This is a genomic window from Natrarchaeobaculum sulfurireducens (assembly GCF_003430825.1).
Classification (GTDB): domain Archaea; phylum Halobacteriota; class Halobacteria; order Halobacteriales; family Natrialbaceae; genus Natrarchaeobaculum; species Natrarchaeobaculum sulfurireducens.
This window is the reverse complement of the sequence record NZ_CP024047.1, coordinates 253,432-279,834: the sequence shown is the minus strand read 5'-3', so window position 1 is coordinate 279,834 and position 26,403 is coordinate 253,432. Positions and strand designations below refer to the sequence as shown.

Annotated in this window: 29 protein-coding genes; 17 read left to right on the top strand and 12 right to left on the bottom strand. The window is 63.3% G+C overall.

Annotated features, from left to right (window positions below):
* The first annotated feature begins 94 nt into the window (after positions 1-94).
* Complete coding sequence (locus AArc1_RS02655; RefSeq protein WP_117362784.1) at positions 95-1,285, top strand: inorganic phosphate transporter; 1,191 nt, start codon at positions 95-97, stop codon at positions 1,283-1,285.
* A 62-nt stretch (positions 1,286-1,347) separates the two neighbouring features.
* Positions 1,348-2,076 carry a hypothetical protein gene (locus AArc1_RS02650; protein WP_117362783.1) on the top strand — a complete coding sequence of 243 codons (729 nt, stop codon included), beginning with the start codon at positions 1,348-1,350 and terminating at the stop codon, positions 2,074-2,076.
* Positions 2,077-2,129: 53 nt separating this feature from the next.
* Here the strand turns inward: AArc1_RS02650 and AArc1_RS02645 are convergent, their stop codons facing one another.
* Positions 2,130-3,524: a hemolysin family protein gene (locus AArc1_RS02645; RefSeq protein ID WP_117362782.1), complete on the bottom strand. Its 1,395-nt coding sequence runs from the start codon at positions 3,522-3,524 to the stop codon at positions 2,130-2,132.
* A gap of 320 nt (positions 3,525-3,844) precedes the next feature.
* Between AArc1_RS02645 and AArc1_RS02640 the strand changes: the two genes are divergently transcribed.
* Positions 3,845-4,807, top strand: a complete 963-nt coding sequence (locus AArc1_RS02640; protein ID WP_133412202.1) for a hypothetical protein — start codon at positions 3,845-3,847, stop codon at positions 4,805-4,807.
* A gap of 120 nt (positions 4,808-4,927) precedes the next feature.
* On the opposite strand, the gene AArc1_RS02635 is transcribed toward AArc1_RS02640, so the two are convergent.
* Positions 4,928-5,140, bottom strand: a complete 213-nt coding sequence (locus AArc1_RS02635) for a hypothetical protein (RefSeq protein WP_117362780.1) — start codon at positions 5,138-5,140, stop codon at positions 4,928-4,930.
* Positions 5,141-5,275: 135 nt separating this feature from the next.
* On the opposite strand from AArc1_RS02635, the gene AArc1_RS02630 reads away from it, so the two are divergent.
* A complete protein-coding gene (locus tag AArc1_RS02630) occupies positions 5,276-5,638 on the top strand; it encodes a glutathione S-transferase N-terminal domain-containing protein (RefSeq protein ID WP_117365749.1) in 363 nt (120 codons plus the stop codon).
* On the top strand, positions 5,638-6,153 hold the full coding sequence (locus AArc1_RS02625; protein ID WP_117362779.1) for a redoxin domain-containing protein: 516 nt from the start codon (positions 5,638-5,640) through the stop codon (positions 6,151-6,153). The genes AArc1_RS02630 and AArc1_RS02625 overlap by 1 nt, the downstream gene beginning before the upstream one ends.
* 27 nt (positions 6,154-6,180) lie before the next feature.
* Here AArc1_RS02625 and AArc1_RS02620 read toward each other — a convergent pair whose 3' ends face one another.
* Positions 6,181-6,552, bottom strand: coding sequence for a DUF5518 domain-containing protein (locus tag AArc1_RS02620; protein ID WP_117362778.1), 372 nt, complete (start codon positions 6,550-6,552; stop codon positions 6,181-6,183).
* Positions 6,553-6,656: 104 nt separating this feature from the next.
* On the opposite strand from AArc1_RS02620, the gene AArc1_RS02615 reads away from it, so the two are divergent.
* Together AArc1_RS02615 and AArc1_RS02610 are read left to right on the top strand one after the other, a co-directional pair.
* Positions 6,657-7,685: an NOG1 family protein gene (locus tag AArc1_RS02615; protein WP_117362777.1), complete on the top strand. Its 1,029-nt coding sequence runs from the start codon at positions 6,657-6,659 to the stop codon at positions 7,683-7,685.
* 37 nt (positions 7,686-7,722) lie between these two features.
* Entirely contained in the window at positions 7,723-7,998 is a 276-nt protein-coding gene (locus AArc1_RS02610) for a hypothetical protein (RefSeq protein WP_117362776.1), read from the top strand.
* Between the two features lie 15 nt (positions 7,999-8,013).
* Here the strand turns inward: AArc1_RS02610 and AArc1_RS02605 are convergent, their stop codons facing one another.
* Positions 8,014-9,306: a TIGR00341 family protein gene (locus AArc1_RS02605; protein WP_117362775.1), complete on the bottom strand. Its 1,293-nt coding sequence runs from the start codon at positions 9,304-9,306 to the stop codon at positions 8,014-8,016.
* Between the two features lie 133 nt (positions 9,307-9,439).
* Between AArc1_RS02605 and engB the strand changes: the two genes are divergently transcribed.
* Positions 9,440-10,060: a GTP-binding protein EngB gene (gene engB, locus AArc1_RS02600; protein ID WP_117362774.1), complete on the top strand. Its 621-nt coding sequence runs from the start codon at positions 9,440-9,442 to the stop codon at positions 10,058-10,060.
* A gap of 434 nt (positions 10,061-10,494) precedes the next feature.
* Here the strand turns inward: engB and AArc1_RS02590 are convergent, their stop codons facing one another.
* From AArc1_RS02590 to AArc1_RS02580, 3 genes are all read right to left on the bottom strand, one after another.
* Positions 10,495-10,962 (bottom strand): hypothetical protein, encoded by a 468-nt coding sequence (locus tag AArc1_RS02590; RefSeq protein ID WP_117362772.1) that lies wholly within the window; start codon positions 10,960-10,962, stop codon positions 10,495-10,497.
* 130 nt (positions 10,963-11,092) lie between these two features.
* Complete coding sequence (gene ddh / locus AArc1_RS02585) at positions 11,093-12,022, bottom strand: D-2-hydroxyacid dehydrogenase (RefSeq protein WP_117365748.1); 930 nt, start codon at positions 12,020-12,022, stop codon at positions 11,093-11,095.
* 193 nt (positions 12,023-12,215) lie between these two features.
* Positions 12,216-13,613: an NUDIX domain-containing protein gene (locus tag AArc1_RS02580; protein ID WP_117362771.1), complete on the bottom strand. Its 1,398-nt coding sequence runs from the start codon at positions 13,611-13,613 to the stop codon at positions 12,216-12,218.
* Positions 13,614-13,736: 123 nt separating this feature from the next.
* On the opposite strand from AArc1_RS02580, the gene AArc1_RS02575 reads away from it, so the two are divergent.
* Both AArc1_RS02575 and AArc1_RS02570 read left to right on the top strand, forming a co-directional pair.
* Positions 13,737-14,507 carry a coenzyme F420-0:L-glutamate ligase gene (locus tag AArc1_RS02575; protein ID WP_117362770.1) on the top strand — a complete coding sequence of 257 codons (771 nt, stop codon included), beginning with the start codon at positions 13,737-13,739 and terminating at the stop codon, positions 14,505-14,507.
* 157 nt (positions 14,508-14,664) lie between these two features.
* Entirely contained in the window at positions 14,665-15,675 is a 1,011-nt protein-coding gene (locus AArc1_RS02570; protein ID WP_117362769.1) for a 5,10-methylenetetrahydromethanopterin reductase, read from the top strand.
* Positions 15,676-15,791: 116 nt separating this feature from the next.
* Here AArc1_RS02570 and AArc1_RS02565 read toward each other — a convergent pair whose 3' ends face one another.
* Complete coding sequence (locus AArc1_RS02565; RefSeq protein ID WP_117362768.1) at positions 15,792-15,986, bottom strand: hypothetical protein; 195 nt, start codon at positions 15,984-15,986, stop codon at positions 15,792-15,794.
* A 131-nt stretch (positions 15,987-16,117) separates the two neighbouring features.
* Between AArc1_RS02565 and AArc1_RS18900 the strand changes: the two genes are divergently transcribed.
* The 6 genes from AArc1_RS18900 (at position 16,118) to yciH (ending at position 21,664) form a co-directional block, all read left to right on the top strand.
* Complete coding sequence (locus tag AArc1_RS18900; RefSeq protein ID WP_117362767.1) at positions 16,118-16,360, top strand: DUF7573 domain-containing protein; 243 nt, start codon at positions 16,118-16,120, stop codon at positions 16,358-16,360.
* Between the two features lie 96 nt (positions 16,361-16,456).
* Positions 16,457-16,651: a cold-shock protein gene (locus tag AArc1_RS02555; RefSeq protein ID WP_117362766.1), complete on the top strand. Its 195-nt coding sequence runs from the start codon at positions 16,457-16,459 to the stop codon at positions 16,649-16,651.
* A gap of 250 nt (positions 16,652-16,901) precedes the next feature.
* Positions 16,902-17,894 (top strand): AAA family ATPase, encoded by a 993-nt coding sequence (locus AArc1_RS02550; RefSeq protein ID WP_117362765.1) that lies wholly within the window; start codon positions 16,902-16,904, stop codon positions 17,892-17,894.
* A gap of 45 nt (positions 17,895-17,939) precedes the next feature.
* On the top strand, positions 17,940-18,986 hold the full coding sequence (locus tag AArc1_RS02545) for a DUF58 domain-containing protein (RefSeq protein WP_117362764.1): 1,047 nt from the start codon (positions 17,940-17,942) through the stop codon (positions 18,984-18,986).
* On the top strand, positions 18,983-21,268 hold the full coding sequence (locus AArc1_RS02540) for a transglutaminaseTgpA domain-containing protein (RefSeq protein ID WP_117362763.1): 2,286 nt from the start codon (positions 18,983-18,985) through the stop codon (positions 21,266-21,268). Before AArc1_RS02545 ends, AArc1_RS02540 begins: the two co-directional genes overlap by 4 nt.
* Positions 21,269-21,370: 102 nt before the next feature.
* Positions 21,371-21,664, top strand: a complete 294-nt coding sequence (gene yciH, locus AArc1_RS02535) for a stress response translation initiation inhibitor YciH (RefSeq protein ID WP_117362762.1) — start codon at positions 21,371-21,373, stop codon at positions 21,662-21,664.
* A 252-nt stretch (positions 21,665-21,916) separates the two neighbouring features.
* On the opposite strand, the gene AArc1_RS02530 is transcribed toward yciH, so the two are convergent.
* The gene (locus tag AArc1_RS02530; RefSeq protein WP_117362761.1) at positions 21,917-22,285 is read right to left on the bottom strand and encodes a rhodanese-like domain-containing protein; all 369 of its coding nucleotides are present in this window, start codon (positions 22,283-22,285) and stop codon (positions 21,917-21,919) included.
* 270 nt (positions 22,286-22,555) lie between these two features.
* Positions 22,556-22,831 carry a HalOD1 output domain-containing protein gene (locus AArc1_RS02525; RefSeq protein ID WP_117362760.1) on the bottom strand — a complete coding sequence of 92 codons (276 nt, stop codon included), beginning with the start codon at positions 22,829-22,831 and terminating at the stop codon, positions 22,556-22,558.
* 465 nt (positions 22,832-23,296) lie between these two features.
* Here AArc1_RS02525 and AArc1_RS02520 point away from each other — a divergent pair, with 465 nt between their 5' ends.
* Complete coding sequence (locus tag AArc1_RS02520; RefSeq protein ID WP_117362759.1) at positions 23,297-23,635, top strand: DUF7344 domain-containing protein; 339 nt, start codon at positions 23,297-23,299, stop codon at positions 23,633-23,635.
* A gap of 232 nt (positions 23,636-23,867) precedes the next feature.
* Here AArc1_RS02520 and AArc1_RS02515 read toward each other — a convergent pair whose 3' ends face one another.
* Together AArc1_RS02515 and AArc1_RS19270 are read right to left on the bottom strand one after the other, a co-directional pair.
* A complete protein-coding gene (locus AArc1_RS02515) occupies positions 23,868-25,637 on the bottom strand; it encodes a transposase (RefSeq protein ID WP_117362399.1) in 1,770 nt (589 codons plus the stop codon).
* A 339-nt stretch (positions 25,638-25,976) separates the two neighbouring features.
* Positions 25,977-26,384: a DUF7344 domain-containing protein gene (locus tag AArc1_RS19270; RefSeq protein ID WP_228442374.1), complete on the bottom strand. Its 408-nt coding sequence runs from the start codon at positions 26,382-26,384 to the stop codon at positions 25,977-25,979.
* Positions 26,385-26,403 lie beyond the last annotated feature (19 nt).

Sequence of the window (26,403 nt, the reverse complement as noted above, 5' to 3'; positions counted from 1 at the left end):
CACCTCCCTCGAGACCGTCGACGACCCACACAGTCTCGAAGTCGTCGATCCAGGTCGGCACACACTTGTATGGGCCGCTGGTACGGCCGCATAGATGGTCGAGATCGCGACGCTCGTGACGTTTCTGGTCGCCGCAGTTGCCAGTCTCTTCATGGCCTGGGCGATCGGCGCCGGCTCGAGCGGGTCGACGCCGTTTGCCCCTGCCGTTGGCGCGAACGCGATTTCGGTGATGCGAGCCGGCTTTTTCGTCGGTATCCTCGGCTTTGCGGGGGCGGTCCTCCAGGGGGCGAACGTCTCCGAGACGATGGGCGGGGACCTGATCGACGGGGTAACACTCTCGCCGTCAGCAGCGACGATCGCGCTCATCATCGCCGCTGTACTGGTCGCGATCGGCGTCTTCTCGGGGTATCCGATAGCGACGGCGTTCACGGCGACGGGAGCCGTCATCGGTGCCGGACTCGCGATGGGCGGTGACCCCGCCTGGGGAACCTACACCGAGATCGCGGCGATGTGGATTCTGACGCCGTTCGTCGGCGTCTTCTTCGCGTACGTCATCGCCCGTGCACTGCGGGACGAACCGGTTCCCGAACGATACGTGATGATCGGGCTGGCAGGCATCGTCGGCCTGCTCGTCGCGAACATCGAGTTCGCCGTCCTCGGGCCACCCGACGGCGGCGCTTCGCTTGCCGAAACGGCGGGCGGCGTCCTTCCGGTGTCTCGAGCGGTGGGGATCGTCCTCGGCACCCTCGGGATGATACTGCTCTGGACGGTGCCGACCGCACTGGCCGTTCGGAACGATCCAGAACGAGCACAGCGGCGGTTCCTCCTGGTGATGGGGGGACTCGTCGCGTTCTCCGCTGGTGGGAGCCAGGTTGGGCTGGCGATCGGGCCGTTGATCCCGCTGTCCGACGACGTCGGCCTCCCATTGATCGCGTTATTGCTCGGCGGCGGCGTCGGCTTACTCATCGGATCGTGGACCGGGGCCCCGCGGATGATCAAGGCGATCTCACAGGACTACTCCTCGCTCGGCCCTCGGCGGTCGATCGCCGCGCTCATTCCCTCGTTCGCCATCGCCCAGGCCGCCGTTCTCTTTGGCATCCCCGTCTCGTTCAACGAGATCATCGTCAGCTCGATCATCGGTAGCGGCTACGCCGCCTCCGGTGCCGGCGGCGGCGTCAGTGCGAGCAAGATGGCGTATACGGTGCTCGCGTGGACGCTCTCGCTCGCCGGCTCGATCCTCGTTGCCTTCACCGGCTACACTGCCTTCGCCTGGCTGTTCCTCTGACCTCGAGGCAGGCGCTCGAGCGACATCGAACGGTCTTTACCCGATCGGTCTCGAGTTCGACTATGGACGAGGACGTTCCCGTCGACCCCAACGCTTCCGAGACGATTCAGTGGCGACGCGACGCGTCGACGTCGCGGCTCGTCCGTCTCCTGTGGTCACTCGGCGTCGGGACGTTCTTCGCGATGATCGCCATTATCGCCTTCTGGCGACTGTACGACGTCGCCGCCCAGGGAGGCGTCGGGTCGGTCGTCGTCGCCGCGGTCGCGGCGATCGCCGTCACCATCCTCGTTCTCGCCGTCGACCCTCGTGCCGAACGACGCCTCGAGCGAGTCGCTACCGCCCTCTCGATCTCGGTATCCTCCGAACGGAGCCTCGAGCGGGCGGTCGACGCCGCCGTCGGTACGCTCGCGATGGCCGTCGTCATCGGCGGGCTGATGGGAGCCGGACGGATCGTCTCCGAGGGTGACGCACTCGGCGACGTCGGCGCCGGCCCGTTTACCTTACTCGCCGCGTTCACGCTTCCGGTTGCGCTTTTAGCACTCGTACTCGCCTCGTTTCTCAGCTCTCGCGGCGCGCTCGATACCGACGAAGGCGTCCTTTATCTGGCCGATCCCGACCAGGCGATCGACCTCGAAGTGATCGTCGGCGTCTCGACCCGGCAGGTCGGCGGGGCTGCTATCGTCGGGCTCACCTACGCTCAGCCCGGCGGACAGTACGTCCCCGGCCCTCGGCGGATCGTCGTCCCGCGCGACGTCGCCGACGAAGTCGAACGGGTCGCTGCGACCGCGTGACGCGGCTCACGACAGAGAAACGAGCACGAACGAAAACGGGCGAGGAACGTGAGTTACTCGGAGGCGTCTGGGGTACCGTTGGCTTCCGGCACCTCATCGTCGACTGGTTCTTCGAATTTGTGCAGTCGAGCTTTCATAATACGGGTGTTCTCGACACTCTCGACGGTGATACGGACGTCGTCGAAGGTGATCTCTTCACCTTCCTCGACGAGTCGGCCGGCGCGGTTGAAGATGAAGCCAGCGATCGTCTCGAACTCCTCGCCTTCGGGAAGTTCGATCTCCAGGGCTTCGTTGACCTCCTCGATGTTGACTTCGCCCCTGACGAGGACGGTCCGTTCGTCGAGTTCCTCGATCGGGAGGTCCTCTCCTCCTTCTAGGATCTCGCCGACGATCTCTTCGATCAGGTCCTCCATCGTGACGATGCCTTCGGTGGTGCCGAACTCGTCGATCACGATGGCCATGTGCATGCGGTTTTCACGCATCTCGGAGAGCATTTCGTCGACGTTTTTTGACTCGGGAACGTGTAACGTCGGCTGGATAAGGTCGCCGAGCTCGAGGTCGTCGGTTTCGGTCTCGCCGTAGTTCAGATCCCGGACGAGGTCACGGATGTGGACGACGCCCAATACGTTGTCGAGGCTCCCCTCGTAGATCGGGATACGCGCATGGCCGCTCTGGATACAGGTTTCCATGGCTTCGTCGATGTCGGTGCCCGTCGGAACCGCCGTGATGTCGAGGCGTGGCGTCATCACTTCCTTGACGATCGTGTTGTTAAACCGGAAGATGCGGGTGAGCATCTCGTGTTCTTCTTCCTCGAGAACGCCCTCGCGTTCGCCGGATTCGATCATCTCCTGGATCTCGTCGCGAGTGACGTAGGGCGTCTCGATCGCTCCGGTCGACCCCGTCAGCCGGTTGACCTGGCGAGTGAGGTAATCGAAAAGAACAATGAGCGGAAACAGCAGGTACTCCGTCGCTTTCAGCGGCTTCGAGATGCGGACAGCCCACGATTCGGTGTTTTCGACCGCGTAGGATTTCGGAACGCTCTCGCCGAACAGCAGGACGATTGCTGTGATGCCGAACGTCGCGAGAACGACCGCCACTAGCCCACCGAAATAGAGCCCGAGCAAGGCAGTCGCGATCGACGACATCGCGATATTGACGATGTTGTTCCCGACGAGAATCGTCACGAGCAGCCGATGCGGGTCTTCTTTGAGCTGTTTGACCAGCTCTGCCCCCTCCACGTCGTCGTCGACCATCCCCTCGAGGCGATGTTTTGGCAGGTTGAACATCGCGATCTCCGAGGAGGAGAAGAACCCGGAGAGTCCGATGAGGACGATCACCGCGAGCACTCCCACGGTGGTCACGGTGGACTGATCAACCGCCAGATCCACGAAGGGAAGATCGTACGCGGCTAGCGGAACCGAAAGTTCCAGCAGCAGAGACAGCGCCATTAGCTGTGACACGTTCGCACCCGGAGCGAATAACGCTTTATGAAACGCGCTCGCCTCGCGCACCCCCTCGAATCGGTCCGCCGGCGGACCTCGCGGTTGTCACGCCGAAGTCTCGCAATGCGAACCGTGCAGTTACGCTCCTGAGAGCGCCCCGCCCTATTACAACGACCATCTTTCGTCGCTACGGCACCCGGTTTTCCGTTTCTTACACCCGTTTCATCCCGAGCCTTCGCCACTCTATCCAAGTCTCGAGTACGGCCGTATGTTTCCCGTTCGCATCTGCAGAAAATACTATATAGAATGTATTAATTTTCTACTGTATGGGACAGCAAACTAACCAATCGAGCGGAACGAACAGGCGGGACGTGTTGCGAAAGACCGCGGTCGGTGCGAGCGTAGGGGTCGGAGGAATAACCGGACTCAGCGGAGCGGTCTCCGCCTGGAAGGATGCACGGGTCTCGGAGATAGCGCACCTAACCGAAGTTCCCGAAGTGCGATCGATCCTCGAGGAGCTGGGAGAGGAAGGGATCCCGACCGATGCGGACGTAGAACAGAAAACGATCGGAGAAGGGAACGATACCGTAGTGACGAAAGTGGAGTTCGAGTACGGAACCCTTCGCGTCGGAGAAGGCGACGATGACGTAGATGCCGTCTTCCACTTCAAAAATGGAAACACTGCGAACACCCCGCCGACGTATCGAGACGTGCCAAATAACACCCACGCCGCGCTATCGGGGGGTGAATCCGAAGCAGTATTTAGACGTGCCGCCACTCCTCGAGAGGAGCGGAAGGCTCTCTCGACGGTTCCGATAGAGGGGGACGCGTCGACGGTTTACACCGGGACCGACATCGACGGGTTCAGGGCCGATATTTTCACGAGCGCTTCGGACGGACGGGATTTCGACGTAGAATCGTACCTGATCGACGTGGCAGACGGAGACGAAGTAGCGCTGCAAGATTCGGCGCACGCGATCGACGAGGATTCCGAAGCGGTGCCGATCGTCGAATCGCAAAACCTGGCGCGGGACATCATTATCGACCAAGTATCGGGAATTCTCGCCGCGGAACTCGGGGATCTCGTCTCCCCGTGTGGACAGCCCTGTACCGAATGCGCAGACTACCTAATCAGCTTGTTGACGGAGTGTCATCGCTGCCGGCCCGTCTGTGCAACCGGTTCGACCGGCGCTGGTGCCATCCTCTGTGTCGCGTGCTTCTACACCTTTTGCAGCCTCAGCAACATCACGAGTTGCGTGGCGTGTGCCGACTGTGCAATCGACGGCTAGACGGTATCGTTTCCGGACGCAGAGTGTTGTGCACCCGCCGATCGGGGTAGTAACGCCCGTGCGAGCATACCGTCGCAGACGGAATCCAGCAGGGAATATCGAGCGTCTCGGGGGTGGCGCTCAATCCTCGAGCAGCCAGTCGGGACCGACGTCGAGTACCAGTGCCGCGCCGAACAGGAGGCTCGCGACCCCTACCAGAACACCGAACACGGGCGTGCGGGTCGCTCTGTACCCGGTCGTGCTCAGCGGATCGCCGTGAACGAACGCGAAGTACAGTAGGATGCCGACGCCGATGCCGATGAAGAGTATTCCTTCCGCAACTCTACCCCACATTAGTTCTACCGCCCACGTCGACTGTATTAAACCGTCCGGTCGCGCGGGCACACCCCCGCACACGTGGTCTTCGCCGTTCTCGCGACTGCCGGCGCGGACGCCACGTTTATCTATCGAGTCCCGATACAGTGGGCCATGAACGCGAGTACCGGCCGAGGAGACGGTCGCGGGGGAGACGACAGGACCGACCCGCCGATCACGTTCTACCGGCTGCAGGCGTGTCCGTACTGCGAGCGCGTCACCCGGACGCTGCAGGAGTTGGACCTCGAGTATCGCTCCCGGTTCGTCGAGCCGCTGCACTCGAAGCGAGACGTCGTCAAGCGCGTCGCCGGCGTCCGCACGGTCCCCGTGATCGTCGACGAGGACACGGGCGTGACGATGGCCGAGAGCGCGAACATCGTCGACTACCTCGAGTCGACCTACGGCGACGGGACGGAGACGAGCGTCGGAGAGCAACCGGCAGCCGCAGACCGCGACGCTAGCGGAGGTGACACCTGATGGTCGACTTCGACGTCGTCGAGCTAGCCGAAGCCGACCACCCCAGACCCGGCGACAACGCGCCCGATTTCACTCGGCCGCTCGTAACCGACGAGTTCTGGGAGGACCGAACGCTGTCGACCCTTGCGAGCGAGGCCGACGGGCCGACGATCCTCGTGTTCACGCCGATGATCGGCTCGTTCGTCGGTAAATACGTCTGGGACGAACTCCGCGATCGGGACTGGGACGAGCGTGCCGGCCGCGTCATCGGCGTTACGATCTCGACGCCGTACGCCATCACACGCTTTCTCGAGGACGAAGACTGTCCGTTCGCGGTTTTCAGCGATCCCACAAACGCGGTTGCGGAGACGTACGGCGTCGCCCACGACCTCGACGACATGAACGGACTCAGCGAGCCCCGACCCGCGTTTTTCGCCCTCGAGTCAGATCTGAGCGTCCAGGCCGCCTGGGTCGCCAGCGAGTGGCCCGAGTTTCCCGACTACGACGATCTCGAGGGCGACCTGGGGCTCGAGTGAGTCGCTCTCGGGGAGGCCTGTCAGCCGTCAGGAGTTGAGCAGCCCGCCGAGCGCGCCGGCCAGCGCGCTCTCGAGCGCGAACAGAAAGGCGACGAGGACGCTCGCTCCGACGATCCCGATTCCGGCAATGCCAGTGGCGAGGCCGCCCGCCGGACCGCCGACCCAGCCGGCGACCGCGACGAGCAGGCCGATCACTAGCCCGACCAAAATGCCGCCCAGTGCCCCCGCGAGGAGGCCGTGCCAGAACCCCCGTCCGAGCCCACCGCCCGCGAGATAGCCAGCGGCGAAGCCGCCGATCAGCCCTGCTGCGAGCTGGCCGACGCCAGGCAACGTGAGTCCGAGCACGCCCAGGATCGTCGCGGTGAGAAAGCCGATCAGTACCGCACGCCAGTCGGTCATAGTTCGAGCGATGCCTCGAGCGAACAAAAGGCCTCCGTGCGTGACCGTCACCTGCTCGGCTCGTAACGAACGACCTTTTACGACCGGGCGTTCTAGCTACGCCCATGATTTTCGAAGACCTTCCGACGACGCCCACGTCGGAAGAGCTGATCGACAAGGCGTTCTCGCGGGCATCACGTGCCGGCAGGGCGAAAGGCGGCCTCGAGGCCCAGCAGTCGATGCTCCAGACCGCCTCGAGTATCATCTCGGACAATCTGGAGAACGTCGTGACGGCGTGGCCGGATTTCGCGTACGAGGACGAGGTCCACCCCTTCTACTACGAACTCGCGGACGCGATCCTCGAGTCGACGACCGGCGGTGGGCGGGAGACGACCGGCGTGGACGCCCTGCGCCAGAGCCTCTCGGAGGTGATGTGGGCGAGCCGGAAAGCCCGCGACATTCACGGCGAGTACCAGCCACGGCTGCGAAAGACCGACGTCGACACCGCACGCAAACACCGAAAGCAGGCGTTCGCCCGGCTCGCTGACGTCGTCGAACAGGTCGGCGACGACCTGCTGTTCATCAACGAGGCGCGAAACGCCCTGCGTGACTTGCCCGAGATCAACCCCGACGAGCCGACGATCGTCGTCGCCGGCTACCCCAACGTCGGGAAGTCCTCGTTCGTCAACGACGTGACGAACGCCCGCGGCGAGACCGCTTCGTACCCGTTCACGACGAAAGGAATCGGCGTCGGCCACTTCGAGTACGAGCACATCCGCTACCAGATCGTCGACACCCCTGGACTGCTCGACCGACCGCCGGCAGAACGTAACGAGATCGAAACCCAGGCCGTCAGCGCCATCGAACACCTCGGCGACTGCATGCTCGTTATGGTCGACCCCAGCGCCGAGTGTGGCTACCCGCTCGCCTCCCAGCTCGAGCTTCGGGACGCGATCGCCGCCCAGTTCGACGAGATCCCCGTCCTGACCGTCGCGAACAAGACCGACCGCCGGGAGGCCTGGGACGAGAGCCTCCTTGACGAACTCGAGGCCGACCTCGAGATGAGCGTCGAGGCCGACGAGAACGTCGACGGGGTGCTCGAGGCAGCCGTCGAAGCCGTCGGCTACGAACCGAAACTGCCGTTCGAAGGATGAGCAACCAGCCCCGGATGTCGACGTAGATGGTGGACCGATGAAACGACTGGGGCTGCTCGATATGCTTCAGCTCGCTGTGGGATTCTCGATGGCCGGCCCGATGTTCTTTCTGGGGCTTTCGTTTCTCCAGGCAGGCGAACTCGTCGGCGGGGTCGCCTTTCTGGCACTCGGCGCGTTCGCCCTTTACTTCCCGACGTACCTCCTCAACCGGATCGGTGGACCGCGAGCGTGGATCCGCCGTCGACTCCTCGGCTCGGAGGACGACGAGCCGAGCGACACGGAACGCTCGAGTCCGCTCGATCGGTTTCGATAGGGTCGATCAGTACCGCTACCGTTCGACTTGCCCGATGTACCTGATCTCGACGGTAATCTCCTCGTCTGTCTGTGCGGAGATCCGCTCGTGAAGTTGTGACTCGAGTTCGGGCGACCGCTGGTCCGGGGGGCCGCCGATCGTGACGATGGCCCGTTCGGGACTCAAAAACGGGTACCCCTGGCCCGTCTCGACTTCGAGTTCGAGGAACGTGTACTCGGCGAACGCCTCGTCCTCGAGGACGAGTTCGATCTCGTCGGTCGCGTCGTTCTCGAACGTCGAGATGACGAACGACGAGTAGGTGATCGCCCCGAGAAAGACCGCGAAGACGAGGACGATCAGGCCGAGTCCGACCACCCGTTTTCGGACCCGCGCTTCGGTCGGTCGGAGCGAAAAGAGATTTTCGGGCCGGTACCCGGCGTACCACAGCGTGAGGAGGCCAGCGAGGTTCACCGAGAGAACGTTCACCAGGACAAGCGCGGTCGAGCCGATCGCCGCGGACGGCTCACCCCAGGCGATGGCAATGCCGGCCGCCGCTGCGGGCGGGATAAGTGCCGCGGCGATCATCACGCCGACCAGTGCGACGGAAATCCCCGTGGCGAGGCTCACGATCCCCGCGACGCCAGCACCGAGGGCGACCGCGAGCGAGAGTAAGTCGGGTGTAAGCCGTTCGGCGATTTCGTTGACTTCGCCGATTTCGAGGCCCGGCGGCACGATGTTCGTCACCCTGACCATCCAGGCGAAGACGGCCGCCGCGGCGATCGCGAGGACGACACCCAGGATCTGATAGCGGACGCTCTGTCTGAACAGGTCTTCGTTGTCGATAACGGAGCCGACGCTCGCACCGAGCGCCGGCCCGATCAGCGGCGCGATGACCATCGAACCGACGACAACTGCCGGCGAGTCGAGCAACAGCCCCGCCGTCGCGACGATCGCACTGACGATCGTCATCGTCACGTAGACCCCGAACGTCGGTGTCAGCGCTTCGGCTTCGGTCTCGAGTTCCTGTCTCGAGATCCGATCGGACTCGACGTCGCCCGTCTCGTACTCTTCGCGTAACGACTCGAAGCGGCGGGAGACGACGGTCTGGGCGTCGACGACGACGGTATAGGCGTCCTCGCTAATGCCGGCTTCCTGAAGCTCATCGAGGACCGCTTCGACAGCCGGTGTCGGTAGGGGAAAGTAGACGACGGCCGTATACTCCCGGCGACTGTTCTCGTCGGTCACGACGTAATCGATTCCGCGATCCTCGAGCGTCTCGAGGACCGTCTCGCGTTTGCCTGTCGGCACCGTCAACTGTACCAGCCGCACGGTCTCCCCTGATGCAACCGGGGGTCATAATTCCGACCATTACGGACGGCCGAGACCACAAGACAGAGGCGACAGTCAGCGGAATCCGACACGGGACGTCAGGTATAACCTCGAGACGACGCTATGACGTGGTATGTTCGATACGCGTCCCGATCGCGAGGCGGAAGTAGTCCTCGTCGGTCGCTCGAACGTGGGCAAGTCGACGCTCATGCGCGAGTTGACCGGGCACACCAAGTTCGATACCGGCGGGAAACCCGGTGTCACCCGGAAACCAAACCACTACGACTGGACCGCGGAGGACTTCGTCATCACCGATCTCCCCGGCTTCGGCTTCATGAGCGGCGTCGACGAAGAGGTCCGCGAAGAGATCAAGACAAACATCGTCCGCTACCTCGAGACCTACGCCGAGAACGTCCTCGTCGCGATCCTCGTCGTAGACGGCAAGAGCGCCGTCGACATCATCGACCGCCACTCCGGCCCCGACGAGATCCCCTACGACGTCGAGATGTACTATTTCCTCGAGGATCTGGGCATCCCGACGGTCGTCGCCGTCAACAAGATGGACAAAGTCGACGACAGGGACGAGCGGCTCGACGAGATCTGTGACCGACTGGGACTGTACCCGCCGTGGAAACAGTGGCAAGACGTCATCGCACCCATCACCGCGAAAAATGGCCGAATCGGGCCACTCAACGAAGCCGTTCGCACCCACCTCCACGAGGAGCGTCGGGACGACCTGTTCAAGTTTTTCTGAACCGAAATGTTACTCTGGAGTCTGTCGCACGGTGCAGCAGATTGCTGCACCGCGCAACGTCCTTCGGTGAAATTTCGATCAAAAGCTACGGAAGACGGTCCTGCTCACCCCGTTCGCAGGCTGCGACTTCCGAGCCTTCGTTCGCGCTGCTCACGAAGACCACCCTCCCTCCGTTCCGTCGCGCTTCGCGCGACTCCACGTCGGTCGTCGGCCCGCTCGCACCGCTGTCGCGTCGCTCGCGGTCAGTATCGGTCGAACGCCTGCCTTTCCCCGGATTGCGCGCCTCTCGCATCGCTCGAGGCGCGCGCTCGGCCAGTGGCGTCCGGCTCGAGAGTTGATCTACGCCGTCGCGACGGCGAGTAGGTGAGTCGACAGGTCAGTTACGACCGGGTCGTCGTTCGGTCGCCGGAGAACCCGCTCGAGCGGCCGCGTCGTCACTCGCTTCTGACGGTGCTGCCGATCACGAGCGCGGCCCCGATGATGACGAGGTTCTTGACGATGTACTGGCCTTCGACGGTCAGCGCGTACGGGAACACGTAGAAGACGACGTCCGGGAGGAGAACTATCGGGAGGAACGTCCCCGGAAGCTGGAGGAACAACAGCAGGATACCCAGCCGGATCAGCGGCCGGTAGAGCAGACAGAGCCCAATGAGGATCTCCCAGACCCCGAGAACGGGGACGAACAGGTCTGGTGGGACGACGTAGACGGTCGCCGCGACGAGTTCGGCGGCTGGCGAGTCCCCGAGGACTTTGAGCGCGCCGAACCAGATGAACACGATGGCGACTGCGACGCGCAAAACCGGGATCCCCCAGCGGTCCATCGTCGCCGCGATCGTCTCGTCGAGTTCGTCGAGTCGTTCACGGTATCGCTCGCGGTCCTCGGTTACCGATTCCTGGCTCACGGGTATCAGGAACTAACACTGGACACAGCGGGGAAAACCCTCGCCCTCGAATCGACGGGTCGGTCACCGCCCTTTCGAGCCGACTCGAGCCGGTCGACGAATCCGCCACTGTCCTCGGCTGTGGTATCGGTCACACCACGCGATTGTACAGCGATTCACCGGACTCGAGCCGGTCGACGTTCTCGCGGACGATGTCGCCGACGTCCCGGAAGTAATCGCGGGTGAACGCCGCACAGTGGGGCGTGACGATCACCTCGTCCATCCCCCACAGCGGGGACTCCTCGGGCAGGGGCTCGTCTTCGAAGACGTCGAGCGCCGCACCAGCGAGCGTGCCCGACTCGAGCGCCTCGACCAGTGTATCCTGGTCGACGACGCCGCCACGGGCGACGTTGACGAAGTACGCGTCGTCGCGCATGGCATCGAAGGCCGCCGCGTCGAAGAGCCCGCGAGTCTCGTCGGTCAACGGGACGGTGACGATCACGAACTCGGCGTCGGAGATCGCCTCGAGTAGCTCGCCGGTCGGATAGATCTCCTCGAAGCCGGGGACGGGCTCGCTCGAGCGACGGACACCGGTGACGCGGACGCCGAGCGCGCCGAGGACGTCGGCGATGCCGCTGCCGAGCGTGCCGGTGCCAACGACGCAAGCCGTTTTTCCGGGCAGTGTGAACGCCTCGTCCCAGTCGGGCCGTCCCCAGCGCCGATCGCGCTGGTTTGCCACGTGGTCGTGCAGTCGCCGGGAGAACGCGAGCAGGTACCCGGCGACCGTCTCGCCGACGGTTCGGTCGTGGATACCCGTGCTGTTCGTGAGGACGACGTCGTGGGCGGAGAACGCATCGAACGGGAACCGATCGACGCCAGCCTGGATCGAGTGGACCCACTCACACTCGAGGAAGGCATCACGATGCTCGAGGGTGACGACCGCATCACAGCCCCCGATTCCGTCGTCGCCGATCACAGCGGCTTCGAACGAGGGGGCAGCGAGGTACGTCGCGAGTTCTTCGGGCGGGAAGACCGTCTCGACGGAGTCGTGGACGCCGACGCGCTCGAGATCGAGTGACATGCCACGGGCTACGCAGGAGTCGGCCTTGAAAGGTTGGGCACGGCTATCGACGAGCGAGGCGCTCTCGAGGTCGAACGGCGGCTCGGGAAAAACCCTCGTCACACGGGGCTCGGTGGGGGTAACACTTCGTCACGGCCGCCGGTCGATCGTACTCGCTCGAGCGGTTTCCGTCTGTCGCTTCGTTTTGGCTGGATTAGCTCTCACGCCAGTCCTCGAGCGCCCGTAACTCCCCGGCGACGGCCTCGATCTCTTCGTTTGGTATCGCACCGCGTTCGGTGACGACCTCGCTTACGCAGTCGGCTGGTGTCACATCGAACGTCGGGTTCAGCACGTCGATCGGCGTCTCGCCGTCGTAGACCGCCTCGCGTGACCCGGACTCGAGGTTCACCTCCTCACGCGTCGAGATTTTATCGGTGGCGGCGACGACAGTCACGGGGACGCCGTCTCGGGCGGCTGCGACCGCCATAGCGTGCGTGCCGGTTTTGTTCACCACCGAGCCGTCCGGCAAGATGGTGTCCGCGCCGACGACGACGCGGTCGATCGCCTCGCGCTCGAGGACGTGGGCGACAGCCGCGTCGGTGTGGACGGTGATTGGACACTCGAGGTCGTTAGCTAGCGTCTCGGCAACGTCGACCCCCTCCCCACCCGGACGGGATTCGGCGACGAACACTCGGGCGGGGTCACCCAGGCGCAGGCAATCGAGGACGGTGTCCGACCGCGAGAGGGTCACCACGCGCCCCTCGAGTCCGTCGGCGGCGTGCGCTGCAGCCCCGTCGTCCGCGGTCACGGCCCGGTCGATCCCCGCGATGGCAGCCTCGAGAACGGCGGGCGCACCAGCAAAGTCGACGGCGATAGCGTCGTCCGCGGAACCGCTGGTCTCGGCGGCCACAGCCATCGTCCGGTTCACCCGGTTCCGAAGGACGGCCATCGAGGGCCGCGCCTCGAGCAGGCGCTCGGCGAGCGCGGCGAGTTCCTCGCGCTCGCCCTCGGGGTCGACGCCCAACTCCGCCCGTTCGGCGACCAGCAGCCCCGCCCGATCTCGCAACACCTCGAGGGCGCGGATCGAGAGGACCGCCGCACCGTGTTCGTCGTCTGCGGCGATGGAGCGGACGGTGGGCGCGACGCGCTCGTAGGCCGTCCACAGTTCGGGAACCGTCTCACGATCAGCCCAGGCGTCGTGGACCGGTCCGCCGTCAGCGGCGTCGTCAGCATCGCCAGCGCCGACGGTGGCGATTACCGTCGGGTGGGCCCACTCGAGGGCGTCGTGTTCCTCGCTCAGGTCGATCTCGCGGGTGTCGACGTCGAAGAGGTACGGATGGACGACCCACTCGCGGCCGAGGTCGCCGTCTTCGAACCGAACGGGCCGCCCCGAGCGAACGAGCGAGATGGCATCGTCGGCGAGGCCGGTCTCCTCGTGGATCTCGGTTCGGACCTGTTCGTCGGGGTCGCCCTCGGCGAACCCGGAGACCGCACCCCACTGCCCGTGGTAGGTGCCGACGGCGTCGCTCCGGCGCAGGAGTACCACCTCGCCGCGGTTGCGGACGAACGCAGTGACGATGTGGCTCGAGTCGTCGTCCAGTGAATCGCTCATAGGCGAGCCGACGACCGCCCGGTGGGAATCGCTTTCGGGACTGCGCCGGAGGAGGGACCGCCCGCGACCCGCTCAGTGCTCCGATGACGGTGTGTTTTTCACGACGGTGGGTAACCCACCAGTATGGAACTCGAGCCAGTGACGGACCTCCCCGAGATCCGTCCCGGCGACGACCTCGCCGAACTGATCGCAACTCGGACGACCCTCGAGCCGGGCGACGTCCTCACCGTCGCCAGCACGGTCGTCTCGAAAGCCGAGGGTCGAACGGCGGACCTCGAGGAGTACCCTGTCAGCGGCCGGGCTCGAGAGCTCGCCAGCCGACTCGAGGCGATCACCGGCGAACAGAAAGACCCGCGATTCGCCCAGGCGATCCTCGACGAGAGTTCGGAGCTGTTGATCGAGGCACCGTTCGTGCTGGCAGAGACGCGGTTCGGGCACATCGCCCCGAACGCCGGTATCGACCGCTCGAACGTTCCCGGCCACGACATTCTGTTACTCCCCAGAAAACCCACAGAGAGCGCCGAGCGGATTCGGTCGGGACTCACAGAGCGCGGTCACGAGGACGTCGCAGTGATCGTCACCGACACCTGCGGGCGCCCCTTCCGACACGGCCAGACTGGCGTCGCGATCGGCTGGGCCGGCATGCCCGCCAGCCGGGACTGGCGTGGCGAACTGGACCGCGACGGGCACGAACTCGGCGTCACCGTCCAGTCAGTCGTCGACGAACTCGCAGCCGCCGCAAACCTCGTCACCGGCGAGGGCGCTGGCGGCGTGCCTGCCGTCGTCGTTCGCGACTGGGCGTTCGGCGACCTCGAGGGGAGCGATGAACTGTTCCGTGCGGTCGAGGACGACCTCGTGCGCGAGGCACTCAGAGAGTGGACGTTCGACGGCTGAGTCGGGAGTGACCGATCGGAACCCACGGCGAACGCGCTCGGCCCCGACGTCACGGCGACCATCTCCGGTGACGGTGGCCTTTTCCCTGCGCTAGCCAACCTGCGGACATGAACCGAAAGCCAGTATCGACTCGAGGCACAGTCCGGGGAGAGTACAGATGAGCGACCACGGGTCGACCGACGTAACCTGGGGGATCGAACTCACGCCCGAGCATCCGCCGGATCGAATGGCCGAACTGGCCGCCCTCGCCGAACGCGAAGGGTTCGACGTCGCCTTCTCGAGCAGCCACTACTTCAACCGCGACCCGTTCGTGACGCTCTCGCGGATGGCCGAGGCGACCGACGACCTTCGCCTGGGGCCGGGCGTCGTCAACCCCTACGAGGCCCACCCGGTGAAACTCGCCGCCCAGACGGCGACGATCGACGAGGTCAGCGACGGGCGCGCCGTCTTCGGCGTCGGCGCAGGCGACCGCTCGACGCTTTCGAACCTCGGCATCGAACACGAACGGCCGCTCCGACGCGTTCTCGAGACGTTCAACGTCGCCCGCGACCTCTGGGCCGGCGAGACCGTCACCCACGAGGGAACGTTCACCGCCCGCGACGCCTCGCTCAACCTCGAGCCCGAGTCAGCGATTCCGGTCTACGTCGGCGCCCAGGGACCACACATGCTCCGGATGAGCGCGAAACACGGTGACGGCGTCCTGATCAACGCGGCCCACCCAGACGACCTCGAATGGGCGGCCGGCCAGCTCGAGCAGGGTCTCGAGGACCGACCCGAGGAGTACGGCCCGTTCGAGGCGCTCGCGTTCGCGAGCGTCAGCGTCGCCGACGAGGAGGCGGACGCCCGCGAGGCGGCCCGGCCGCCGGTTGCGTTCATCGTCGGCGGCGCAGCCGACCCCGTGTTAGCGCGCCACGACATCGACCGCGAGGCCGCAGCCGCCGTGAGCGACGCCCTGGAGGGAGGGAACCTTACCGAGGCGTTCGACCACGTCACGCCCGAGATGATCGACGCCTTCTGTATCGCGGGGACGACCGAGACCGTCGCCGAGCGATTCGCGGCCGCCCTCGAGCACGTCGACGGGATCGTCGTCGGCTCGCCGCTCGGTCCGGACCTCGAGGGGGCGGTGACTCGAGCGAGCGAGGCGCTCGCGATGGCGACGGCGGAGTAGAAACATCGAGCGGTCGACCCCGCGGTTCCGTCCGCCGTTTCCGGTGGATTGTCGCTACTTCCCTCCGGAGCGGTCGTCGGCCCCGTCGATCCGGAACGGGGTTCCGAGTGACCGACTCAGTTCGACGTGAAGAGGCCGCCGATCGCACCCAGGGTCAACACGCCGAAGACGCCGAGGCTGAAGACGACGAGGATCGTTCCGACCAGCACGAGCAAGGGAGCCAGCCCGTCGCCCATCGCGACGCCGGCGAAGTGCTCGTTCATCTCGACAATATTGTCAACGATGACGTTGAACAGCATGGCTGTTTCCATGTATGAGCGTTGTTACCGGCGGTACTTGTCCGTGCCGGTCCGTCGGCGCTCCGGAATCCACTCCACGAGGCGAGCGCGACGGTCGTCGACAGCGAACCGGCGTCCCACTGACGCCGCGAGTCGGTGTCACTATGCCGACCGAGCGCGTACGCCCGTCCGTGACCGAGGACGCGAAACTCACGGACTTCGAACCGGGAGCGGACGACCAGGAGGTGGAACCGGCCGACGACCGGACGCCCTCGGAGACCGGCCTCGAGCCGCCGACGGCGGCGTACGCCTGGGGAGATTACGAGTGTGACCGGTGTGACAGCCCGACCGAGCGCGTCTGGCACGACGAGGGCGCGTTCGTCTGCCCGGCGTGCAAACGGTGGTAACGGCCGTTTGACCCGGCTAACGACGGGGGTTCTCGAGCGAGGCCAGGGAGTGCCCCCCGAACATTTATATTACAGACGTGGTTTTGTAGAGGTGCAATGGCGAAAGGTACGGTCGCATTCTTCAACGACACTGGCGGCTACGGATTCATCGAGACTGACGACGCGGACGACGACGTGTTCTTCCACATGGAGGACGTTGGCGGTCCTGACCTCGAGGAGGGGCAGGAAGTCGAATTCGACATCGAGCAGGCCGACAAAGGCCCGCGCGCGACGAATCTCGAACGACTGTAAGTCGATCCAGCAGGGGTATCGTTTTCCGATCGTCAATCGAGCAGCCATGGCCGTCTCGATTGCCGCCGGGAAAACAATCTTCTGATCGGACGTGGGAGCACCCCGAGAGCGTCGCTCACACCGGCATCGACACACATGACTGGCACAACGCATATGTCTCGAGGTCCCTACCAACGTCCATGAAACGCGTCAGCACGGCTACTGCCCGATCACGATCGTCCGCCGCGACTCGAGCGGCCGGGAGTATCCGATGAGCGACGCCGATCCGACGTCACCGACCGGAGACGAGGCGACGGAAACCGAGAAGCCGCTTTCGATCTCGACGGTCGCCGACCTCGGAGCCGCGGTCGAAACGAACGTCTCGAAGGTCATCGTCGGCAACCAGGACGTCGTCGAACACGTCGTCACGGCGTTGCTCGGAGGCGGCCACGTCCTGCTCGAGGACGTCCCCGGCGTCGGAAAGACGATGCTCGCGCGGTCGATCGCCCGGTCGGTCGACTGTCGCTTTCGCCGGATCCAGTTTACGCCCGACCTGCTGCCGACGGACGTCACCGGCGTCAACGTCTTCAACGAGCAGACCCGCGAGTTCGAGTTCCAGCCCGGCCCGGTCTTCGGGAACATCGTGCTGGGCGACGAGATCAACCGCGCGCCGCCGAAGACGCAGTCGGCGCTGCTCGAGGCGATGGAAGAGACCCAGGTCACCGTCGATGGCGAGACGCGCGCCTTGCCAGCGCCGTTTACCGTCATCGCGACCCAGAACGCCGTCGAACCGAACCGTACCTACGAGCTGCCGTTCGCCGAACTCGACCGTTTTACGAAGAAACTCCATCTGGGCTACCCCGATCCGGACGAAGAGGCCGCGTTGCTCGGCCGAACCGTCGGCGACCACCCGATCGAGTCGCTCGAGCCGGTGACCGATCGTCAGACCGTCGTCAAGGCTCGCGAAACCGTCTCGAGCGTTCGCGTCGAACGCCCGGTTCGCGAGTACGTGACCCGCCTCGCGAGCTACACCCGCGAACACGCCCGGATCGGCGCTAGCCCACGGGGAACGATCGCACTGTTGCGCGTCGCCCAGGCGCGGGCAGCCACGGACGCCCGTGACTACGTCCTCCCCGACGACGTCCAGGCCGAAGCGCCGGTCGTGCTCGCACACCGAATCCGAACGGGAGACCGCGACCGGGACGGAGACGCCATCGTCGCCGAGGCCCTCGAGTGTGTCCCCGTCGATTCCGACCGAGCCTGAGTCCACTACACAACGTATGTCACGATCATCGGAGCCCTGAGATCGATGCGACCCACGATCAGAGGCTGGACCGTCGTCGTCGTCGTCGCTGTTGCTCTCGCGATGAGTTGGCAATACGGCCCGCGATCGCTCAACGCCGTCGTCGTCCCGCTGGTCGTCGTACTCGTCGGCGGCGTCATCGCGACCGGTCTCCTCACCCGGCCGTCGGTCAGCCGACACCCGATCGAAGACGGCTTTCCTGGCGACCGCAGGACCGTCGCGCTCACCGTCGACAGCGACACCTCGGTCGCGGCGACCGTCCGCGACGACGTCGGCGACGGTCTCGTCACAGTCGACGGCGAGCCGTGCGTCGAGACGACCCTGGAGGACGAGACGCGCCTCGAGTACGCGATCGACCTCGACGCACGCGGCGAGCGAACGGTCGGGCCGCTCTCGATCACCGTCACCGACGTCTTCGGGCTCGTCAGGCGTCGCTTCGAGTACGACGCGACGGCGAGCGTGCTGGTCTACCCCCGGCTGTTCGACCTCGGCGGCGAGACCGCCCGCGAGCTGCGGACGGCCGTCGACGACACGGTGGCCGACGAACGCGACGAGTTCGACCACCTCCGTGAGTACCGCCGCGGGGACCCCCGGCGTGACGTCCACTGGAAAGCCAGCGCGAAACGACCGGGAGACGACCTCGTGGTCGCAGAACACGTCGCCGACGGCAGCCTCGGATCGATCACGATCGCCGCCGACGGCCCACCCGACCGGGCGGACGAACTCGTGAGCGCCGTTGCAACCGTCGCGACCGTCCTCTTCGAGGCCAACGTCGGCGTCGGGCTCGCGATCGGTGAGGAGTACCGCCCGCCGTCGACCGACGCCGCTCACTATCGCGACTGCCTCGCGCTGTTGGCCATCGTCGACGACAGCGACCTCGAGGGGAGCGAACGCCAGCGTGCGGACGTAGTGGTCCGGGCGGACGAAACCGGAACGACAGTCGTCGTCGAGGGCACCGAACTGCCGGTCGGCCGACTGGCTGCGTCGGCGTCAGTAGCCGGTGGAGAGAGTGACCGAACATCGAACGTCGACGGTACGGGGGTGATCGCGTGAGCACCGACGCAGGTATACACGGGCGCACTACCGTTCAGCTGGTCGGCGACGGTACCGCAGGTCCTCGGACGTTTCGGCTGCTCGCGCTCGGGAGCGTGCTGGTACTCTCGGCGTCGTACGTCAGCGTCTTGCAGGAAGTGACCCGCGTCGTCGGCGGAACGGAGTCGCTGTTCGCGCTCGCCGGCGCGATGATCGTGTTGGCGACGGTACTGGCACGAACCATTCGACCCTGGACTGCCGCCGCCCTCGCACTGGCGGCGGGATCGATCGGCTTCGTCTACTACCTCGAGGTGGCCGGTGTCGGCGTCGACGCGCTCGTCTCGGCGACCGACGGCGTGGTGGGCGATACGCTCACGCTCGCGACGGGGATGCCGGTACTCCAGATGGTCGAAGCCGGCACCTGGACGCTCGCGTTCGTCCCCGCGCCGGTGTTCCTCTCGTGGTACCTCGCGCTTCGCGGTCGATACGCCCTGAGCGTCGTTCCCGGCGGCCTCGCGCTGTGTTTTCTCGTCCTGACGGGCGACGCCGGAACGATCGTTACCCTGCTCGGAACCCTGTCGGCGATCGCGGCCGTCGGCTTCGGCGAACTCGCCCGCCGCGGCGGCTCGGTCGCTCAGGTCGACCTGATCGCCGTGTTGCTCGCGCTCGTCATCGTCCTCTCGCTGTCGGTCACCTTCGTCCCGAGCGGACCCGCAACCCCGACGACAGCCGCCAGCGGCGGCGAGGGAACGCTCGAGGGGACGATCGACGCTGAACCCGAGCGCTCGGGAATCGCGGGTGCCGTCGACCTCTCGCCGGAGCCCCGCTTTACCGTCGAGTCGGAGCAACCGTCGTACTGGCGAACCGGCGTCTACGATCGCTACACCGGTGACGAGTGGCTCCGATCCGGACAGGAGACCGCCCTCGAAGGCGACCTCGAGACGCCGCCGGGTGAGTTCGAGACGGTCGAACAGGAGGTGCGAGCCGAGCGCACCCTTCACGTCATCCCAGCAGCGACCCAGCCGCTGTCGATCGATGGACCGATCGCCGACGACGCGACGGTCTCCGCTCACGGCCAGCTCTACCCCGACTCGATCCTCGCCGCCGACGAGACCTACACCGTCGAGAGCGCGGTCGCCGATCCCGAGCCAGAGGAGCTCCAGCACGCCGGCGAGATCTACCCCGAGGAGATCACAGAACACTACCTCCAGCGGCCGGAGTCGACTTCGAGTGCGTTCGACGAGCGCACGGCCGAGATTACTGCCGACGCCGAGACGCCGTACGAGACGGCCGCCGCGATCGAAGCCTACCTCCGCTCGTCGAAGGAGTACTCGCTCGAGGTCGACCGACCCGATGGCGACGTCGCCGAGGCGTTCCTTCTCGAGATGGACGAGGGCTACTGCGTCTACTTCGCGACGACGATGACCCAGATGCTGCGCGCCGAGGACGTCCCGGCCAGATACGCGACGGGATATACGGCCGGCGAAGAGGTCGACGAGAACACGTACACCGTCCGTGGGCTGGACGCTCATGCCTGGGTCGAAGTTTACTTCCCCGGCCACGGCTGGGTGCCGTTCGAGCCGACGCCGCCTGCAGACCGCGAGACAGCCCACGAGGCCTACGCCGACGGGACACCGGCGGAAACACCACACGACGCCGAGGTCGACGACGGCCAACAGCCCGACGAGGACGTCGGCGACGAACTGAACGCCACGGACGGCTACGCCGAATCGCCGACGGACGGCAACGACAGCGAAGAGTTCCTCTCGGGCAACGGCGAGTACGGCGAGGAAGCCAACCACGGAACCGACGCCGAGGAGCCGAGTGAGGACCCCGAAGTCGGTACTGGCGAGTCGTCGACCGACGAAGAGCCGTCGCTCGAGCTCTCGATTCCGCGCGAAACAGCCGCGATCGGAGCCGTGCTTCTGGTCGGACTCGCGGCCGGCGTTCGCCGAACCGGTGCGGTAGCCCGCACTCGGCGTCTCACGGGACTGTACTGGCACGGCCGACGCGGCGATCCGGACGCAGACGCCAAGCGTGCGTTCCGACGGCTCGAGGGACTGCTGGCGCGCGAGTACCGACCACGACGGCCGAACGAATCCGCCCGGCGATACCTCCAAGCGCTCGAGCGAGCGGGAGACGACGGGCCAGCCTGCGATCCGCGGACCGAAGCGGTACTCGACTGCTACGAGCGCGCCGTCTACGGCGGCGGTGTCACTCGAGACGAAGCCGACGACGCGATCGAGCGGGTTAACGGCCTGGTCAGAGGCCAGCTACCGATTCTCGGACAGCGCCGATCGTAACGAGACGGGGCCGTCGTTCGGGAGCACGTGTCAAAAAGAACCGCACGCCGGCGTGTAGGTCCCGATAGTGTTTAATATGGCCATTTCGTAGCTGTGAACGTAATGTCGGAAGTCTGCTCGACGTGCGGGCTGCCCGAGGAACTTTGCGTCTGTGAAGACGTAGCCAAGGGACAACAGCAACTCACCATCCGCATTGACGAGCGCAGATACGGTAAGGAGGTAACGATCGTCGAAGGATTCGATCCGAAGGACGTCGATCTCGACAGTCTCTCGTCGGATCTCAAGTCCAAGTTCGCCTGTGGCGGGACCGTCGAGGACGGCCACATCGAACTTCAGGGCAATCACCGCGGCCGCATCGAAGAGTTCCTTCGGGACCGCGGCTTCAACGTCGCATGAGTCCGCGATGACCTAGGCCGACTTCCGAACTCGCGGCCCGTCGGATCGATCGGCGACGTACTCTCCAGTGCCGAATTTTCTCGAGCGAACCACGCCCTGAGCGATGCTGATCGACAGCCCCCGTCTTCGGTGTCACACCCCGCCGGTGACGTCGCGTCACTGACTGCTGTCCAACAGCGTACGCACCCCCTCGAGAGCGGATCGGAAACGCGATAAGACCGAAAGAGGTCGCAACTCGAGCGATCGAACCGATCAGAACGGTGACTCGGCGTCGGCGGCCCCTTCCGTCGCGTCTTCGTGCGCTCGAGCGAGGCCGAACTGCATTCCGTACGTCTCGAGGCCGCCCGCCATGCTCTCGACGGTGGCGTCTGCGGTTCCCTCGTAGGAGCCGATGAGATTGGCGGCCTGGATACTGGCTTTGCCGTGGGGACAGACCGTCACGATGTGGTCGTAGCCCTCGAGTTCGTGGATACGCTGGGTCAACTCGTGGAACGGAACGTTCTCGCTGTCGGGAATACGGCTGTGCTCGAAACTCGCCGGATCGCGGATGTCGACGACACAGACGTCCGCGTCGTCCTCGAGAAGTTCTTTGACCGCTTCGGGTGAGATTTCGCCGTCCATTATCGTCGCATTCGGACGCCGAGGGAATAAGGACACGGGTCAGCCTCAAGGGGTGCTGGATGCTCGAGGGTGGGGTGATGACGTGATTGAAATGTGCAGGTTGTGATGTATCTCAGGACTCTTGCTGAATACAGAGCGCAAGTGTGGCACGAATTTGAACCCGCTAAATAATCGCGTATATCCTTACTCTGATTAATACTAATTCGAGCCAGTTACGAACCTACTTTAGGCCCATTCAGAAGGTCTGCCGACAAACTAAGCGTCTCGACCTCACGTATCCTCACGACTGTGAACCACTATGTCTCCGTTGCTGTCAACCGTGACTATGTATCCGGCGTAGTTGAACGTAACAGAGCCGTTGGTTTTCTCTCTATTTTCAAATAGCATATCCAATCCTGATATGTCGATGGCTTCGTAGAGAGGGGGACAATCGAGGGGATCGACGTTCATTGCTTCCGCGACAGCACCGATTACCCGAAGGCTTGGCTGGGTGGCTGTCGCCAAATGGTGTGTTTTGTCATTTGGGTTTTCGCTGGTTTTCTCCATCCCAATTCCTCGGCCTAGGTTCGACTGAATGAAAGATAGCGTTACACCCTTACTAGTCAGATTTCGTAAAATATGGATTGTTCAATTAGATGTTAGATTCGTGCCAGTATATGTAATGCGCTGTACTTTGCACCGCCGTTCTACCAGCTTCTGTATACGTTGAGCGAGGCGTGCAAGATACATAGCGCGAATGGGGCACAGACTGAGAGGCGATCTGCGAGGGTTAGTGATCGCTACGTACAGGTGGTACAATGATCAAGACCGACTCTCTCCCTTCATTGAGGGTACACTTATCCGTCTGGGGGCCTATGTCATACTACGGAACCAGCCCACTCACTGTGCCCGCCCCCGATTATGGAGGGGGCGCTTGAACCGGTTTGCGCCGGTCGATCACTCACACCTTGTTCTCTTCGCGTGGCCGTCACGCGGGACACATCAGTACGTTCCGCAACTCAAGCTACGCCTATGATTCCAAAGACAACTGAACCCGAGACCACTCTTGGCGAACTGTTCGAGATTCTCAGTCACCCTACGCGGCGACGCATCCTCTCGACACTCGCCAATCGGAACCCCCGTGACGAAGAAGAGTTTCAGACAGAGGCCTTTACGTCCGACGACGCCGATCTCGAACAGTTCTTGCTCCAACTGTCCCACCTGCATCTACCGAAACTGGCTGAAGCAGAGTTCATCAATTGGGATCGTGAGACAAATACCATCACACGTGGATCACGCTTCGAGGAGATTCAACCCCTTATCACATTGATGCAGGTGCATCAAGATGAGCTACCTGACGGCTGGCCATAACTCTCCCCTTGATCAGTCCGCACGTGTAGTGTGCGGATAGTTCACCGCTTTCGTTGTGAAACAAATGGGGTCGTCGTGCTGCACTAATGCTCTGAGGGCGCAGGAGAAAGGGGTGTTCCGGCAGGAGCACCCCGACCCGGATGACATGCTCATCTCCGGCAGTGATCACACACTTAAGCCAAATGCGTCGCTCTCCATCCGCTATATCGACAAAAACCAATCCTTTCCCGGTTTATCCCGCCGATTGCTTCCGCTGGGCCTCCGATTCGAGGAATCGTGAGGCCCGCTTGAGATTTGTCCCGATAGCTTTCGCTATCGACGCGTTTTTCACCTTGATCGTCCCGGTGAACCGTGTTTTCTCCCCGTCCTGGTGATACACCTCATTGACCAACGACTCAGCCCCAGCGCGTAAGTTCAGAAACTCCTTCTCTGCCGGATCGTCCAACCGCTTGCGTCGGTGGGCGAGAGCTAATTTTCGCTCGTAGAAGCCGTAACTGTAGAACTCCTCTTTCTCCTTGACGAAACAGGTCTCCTTGTGTGGACAGCCTTCACAGAACTCTTTGTCCATTCGTCCTGAGATACGACCACTCTCGGACATGTATCGCTGCTCGAATGGTTCGTGTCCGGCAGGACAGGCAACCATTCGATGCTCATCCCACTCTGCTTCTGCTAGCGACAACTTCTCGGCAGGCGGGGGCTGCCCCGTTAGTCCTGTGAAGTGCTGCGTGATCCCGTGATCACCGCAGCACGCCTCCACTTCTTTGTGCATGTAGCCGCCGTCGACGAGGAGATCAGTTAACCCGGTCTCTTCTGGCAATTCTGGGACGTCTTCGGCTAACAGGTCGCCATCGGCTGTATTGTTCGTGTCAACGCGAATCGTCGTGATCAGGCGAAACGGGTTTTCCGCATCACAGGTCTCGGCGACGTTCGCTTTATACCCGCAGTACGACTCACCGCCCTTCCGGCGGTGAGTCGCGTCCACGTCATGCGGGTTTTGTATCGAACCGCTACTGATCTCCTCAGGTTTTTTCAGCCCAATGCGATCGTGCTCGGGACCGTCCTCGTCGGGCTGAGCTGGCTCATCGGTCGCCTGCTCGTGGCTTGGCTCACCGTCGCTGGATGTGAACGTTCTGAGTGGTTCCCATCCCGGTGACGGCGAGTCACCGGGATGGTCGTCATCCTCGTCTTCATCGTGCTCACGGTGATCATCTTCGAGATCAGGAATGCGGTAGCACTGTTCGTCGAGGACTTGCTGGAGATGAGCAAAGCTCTCCAGTTCAGCGTAGTTTTCCTCCGCTTCGAACGCGTCGATTAACCAGACAGCGTGCTCGATGAGCGTTTCCATGGTCGACCCAACCTCACCTGGGTCCAGTTCATAGGACAGTTCCAGGTTCTCCGTGTCGGCGAATTCGTCTAGACCAGCCGGAAGTTCCTGGACGATCTCGTCAGGGAGATCGTCCAGGAAGTTGTGAACGACTTTAGCGATGAGGTCGATTCGAGAGAGTTGCTTGACGTTAGCCTCGATAAACGTTGAATCCATCCGCTGGGTGCTGGCGTCAATCTCGAACTCGTCTTGGATGTAACTTCGGTGATCCTGGAAAACCTCGTGCAACAGGTCTCGACCGGTTTCTTCCTCGTACTCCATCAACCGTCGGCGGAAATTCGTGAACGTCTTCGCACAGATATTGTCGCCGAGTGTTTCTTTACCCAGGGCGTTTCGGACGCGAAAATCGAACAGATAGGCATGTTCGAGCTGCTTATCGGACAGTCCAAGCAGGTGCTTGATAATCTCCAGCGAAACCAACTCGTTGACTGGCTTGTTCGGACGGCTATACCCGCCATGGTATAGCCGTCCGAACGTTCTCTCATCTATCTGAGTGAAGACGTGTTCGTAAAAATGGGTAGACCAGTGATTTCGCAATTTCTTCTTCGGTCCAGTAGGAAGGTCTTTGACGGGCGAAAAGAGCTTCTCCTGCTGATGTTCGTAGTTTTCCCTAAACACATTTTCACCCAGTTTAGCAACTAATCGAGCTGAAGTAACGTATAGCTATCGCATATAATCTCGGTAAGTTTTTCAGTGCCTACCTGTGACCAATGAATCGTCAAAAGGGACTCCTTTTTACTGCGCCCTCATGCTCTGAGTCGGTCACGTCGTTTTCGACAAGAATCGGATAGTTCGGTCAGCACGTGCTGAACTCACAGCGCGAATACAGTATCGGACCAACTTTCAATTCGGGTCAGTCAAATCGGTCAGTACAGAGAATGAAGACGACGAACAATACATATTCGTACAATACGGCTGATTTAGGTCGAACGGAGGAGAAGTCGATCCGATATTCTGTCACTCGTAGGCCTCGTACGGCTCGACCAACGTCAGGAGATCTTGTTCCAGTTCACCGCCAACAAACCGGACGTGCCCCGTTTCAGCCTCGTAGTCGATTATCCGAGCCTCCTCCAGTTTTGGAAGATGAGTATGGTGAAGTGCGATTCGGACGCGTTGTTGGTGTTCGTCTGACTCCCGTCTCGGGTCTTCGTTCCGAACCCGGTCTGCAACGCGATCTACGAGCGCATCGTATTCCAGTGTCTTCTCAGAAGCGTTGTCCAACGCGTTGAGGGTGGCGCGTCGGTGTTCGTTCGCTACTGCCGACAGAATCGTATCGGGGGAGAGCGATCTCTCACGCCCCGAAGAACCGGTACCCTCATCAATTGACTGTATATCACGTGTCCCCAGCTCTCGACTCTCATCCATACTCACATAGCGTAGTCCC

Excerpts from the sequence above, each read along its gene's own strand:
- AArc1_RS02555 (WP_117362766.1), top strand. The coding sequence starts at position 16,457 with ATGGCGAAAGGTACGGTCGCATTCTTCAACGACACTGGCGGCTACGGA.
- AArc1_RS02570 (WP_117362769.1), top strand. The coding sequence starts at position 14,665 with ATGAGCGACCACGGGTCGACCGACGTAACCTGGGGGATCGAACTCACG.
- AArc1_RS02610 (WP_117362776.1), top strand. The coding sequence starts at position 7,723 with ATGAAACGACTGGGGCTGCTCGATATGCTTCAGCTCGCTGTGGGATTC.
- AArc1_RS02575 (WP_117362770.1), top strand. The coding sequence starts at position 13,737 with ATGGAACTCGAGCCAGTGACGGACCTCCCCGAGATCCGTCCCGGCGAC.
- AArc1_RS19270 (WP_228442374.1), bottom strand. The coding sequence starts at position 26,384 with ATGGATGAGAGTCGAGAGCTGGGGACACGTGATATACAGTCAATTGAT.
- AArc1_RS02525 (WP_117362760.1), bottom strand. The coding sequence starts at position 22,831 with ATGGAGAAAACCAGCGAAAACCCAAATGACAAAACACACCATTTGGCG.
- engB (WP_117362774.1), top strand. The coding sequence starts at position 9,440 with ATGTTCGATACGCGTCCCGATCGCGAGGCGGAAGTAGTCCTCGTCGGT.
- AArc1_RS02620 (WP_117362778.1), bottom strand. The coding sequence starts at position 6,552 with ATGACCGACTGGCGTGCGGTACTGATCGGCTTTCTCACCGCGACGATC.
- AArc1_RS02650 (WP_117362783.1), top strand. The coding sequence starts at position 1,348 with ATGGACGAGGACGTTCCCGTCGACCCCAACGCTTCCGAGACGATTCAG.
- yciH (WP_117362762.1), top strand. The coding sequence starts at position 21,371 with ATGTCGGAAGTCTGCTCGACGTGCGGGCTGCCCGAGGAACTTTGCGTC.
- AArc1_RS02640 (WP_133412202.1), top strand. The coding sequence starts at position 3,845 with ATGGGACAGCAAACTAACCAATCGAGCGGAACGAACAGGCGGGACGTG.
- AArc1_RS02545 (WP_117362764.1), top strand. The coding sequence starts at position 17,940 with ATGCGACCCACGATCAGAGGCTGGACCGTCGTCGTCGTCGTCGCTGTT.
- AArc1_RS02520 (WP_117362759.1), top strand. The coding sequence starts at position 23,297 with ATGATTCCAAAGACAACTGAACCCGAGACCACTCTTGGCGAACTGTTC.
- ddh (WP_117365748.1), bottom strand. The coding sequence starts at position 12,022 with ATGTCACTCGATCTCGAGCGCGTCGGCGTCCACGACTCCGTCGAGACG.
- AArc1_RS02565 (WP_117362768.1), bottom strand. The coding sequence starts at position 15,986 with ATGGAAACAGCCATGCTGTTCAACGTCATCGTTGACAATATTGTCGAG.
- AArc1_RS02625 (WP_117362779.1), top strand. The coding sequence starts at position 5,638 with ATGGTCGACTTCGACGTCGTCGAGCTAGCCGAAGCCGACCACCCCAGA.
- AArc1_RS02630 (WP_117365749.1), top strand. The coding sequence starts at position 5,276 with ATGAACGCGAGTACCGGCCGAGGAGACGGTCGCGGGGGAGACGACAGG.
- AArc1_RS18900 (WP_117362767.1), top strand. The coding sequence starts at position 16,118 with ATGCCGACCGAGCGCGTACGCCCGTCCGTGACCGAGGACGCGAAACTC.
- AArc1_RS02580 (WP_117362771.1), bottom strand. The coding sequence starts at position 13,613 with ATGAGCGATTCACTGGACGACGACTCGAGCCACATCGTCACTGCGTTC.
- AArc1_RS02635 (WP_117362780.1), bottom strand. The coding sequence starts at position 5,140 with ATGTGGGGTAGAGTTGCGGAAGGAATACTCTTCATCGGCATCGGCGTC.
- AArc1_RS02615 (WP_117362777.1), top strand. The coding sequence starts at position 6,657 with ATGATTTTCGAAGACCTTCCGACGACGCCCACGTCGGAAGAGCTGATC.
- AArc1_RS02530 (WP_117362761.1), bottom strand. The coding sequence starts at position 22,285 with ATGGACGGCGAAATCTCACCCGAAGCGGTCAAAGAACTTCTCGAGGAC.
- AArc1_RS02655 (WP_117362784.1), top strand. The coding sequence starts at position 95 with ATGGTCGAGATCGCGACGCTCGTGACGTTTCTGGTCGCCGCAGTTGCC.
- AArc1_RS02645 (WP_117362782.1), bottom strand. The coding sequence starts at position 3,524 with ATGGCGCTGTCTCTGCTGCTGGAACTTTCGGTTCCGCTAGCCGCGTAC.
- AArc1_RS02550 (WP_117362765.1), top strand. The coding sequence starts at position 16,902 with ATGAGCGACGCCGATCCGACGTCACCGACCGGAGACGAGGCGACGGAA.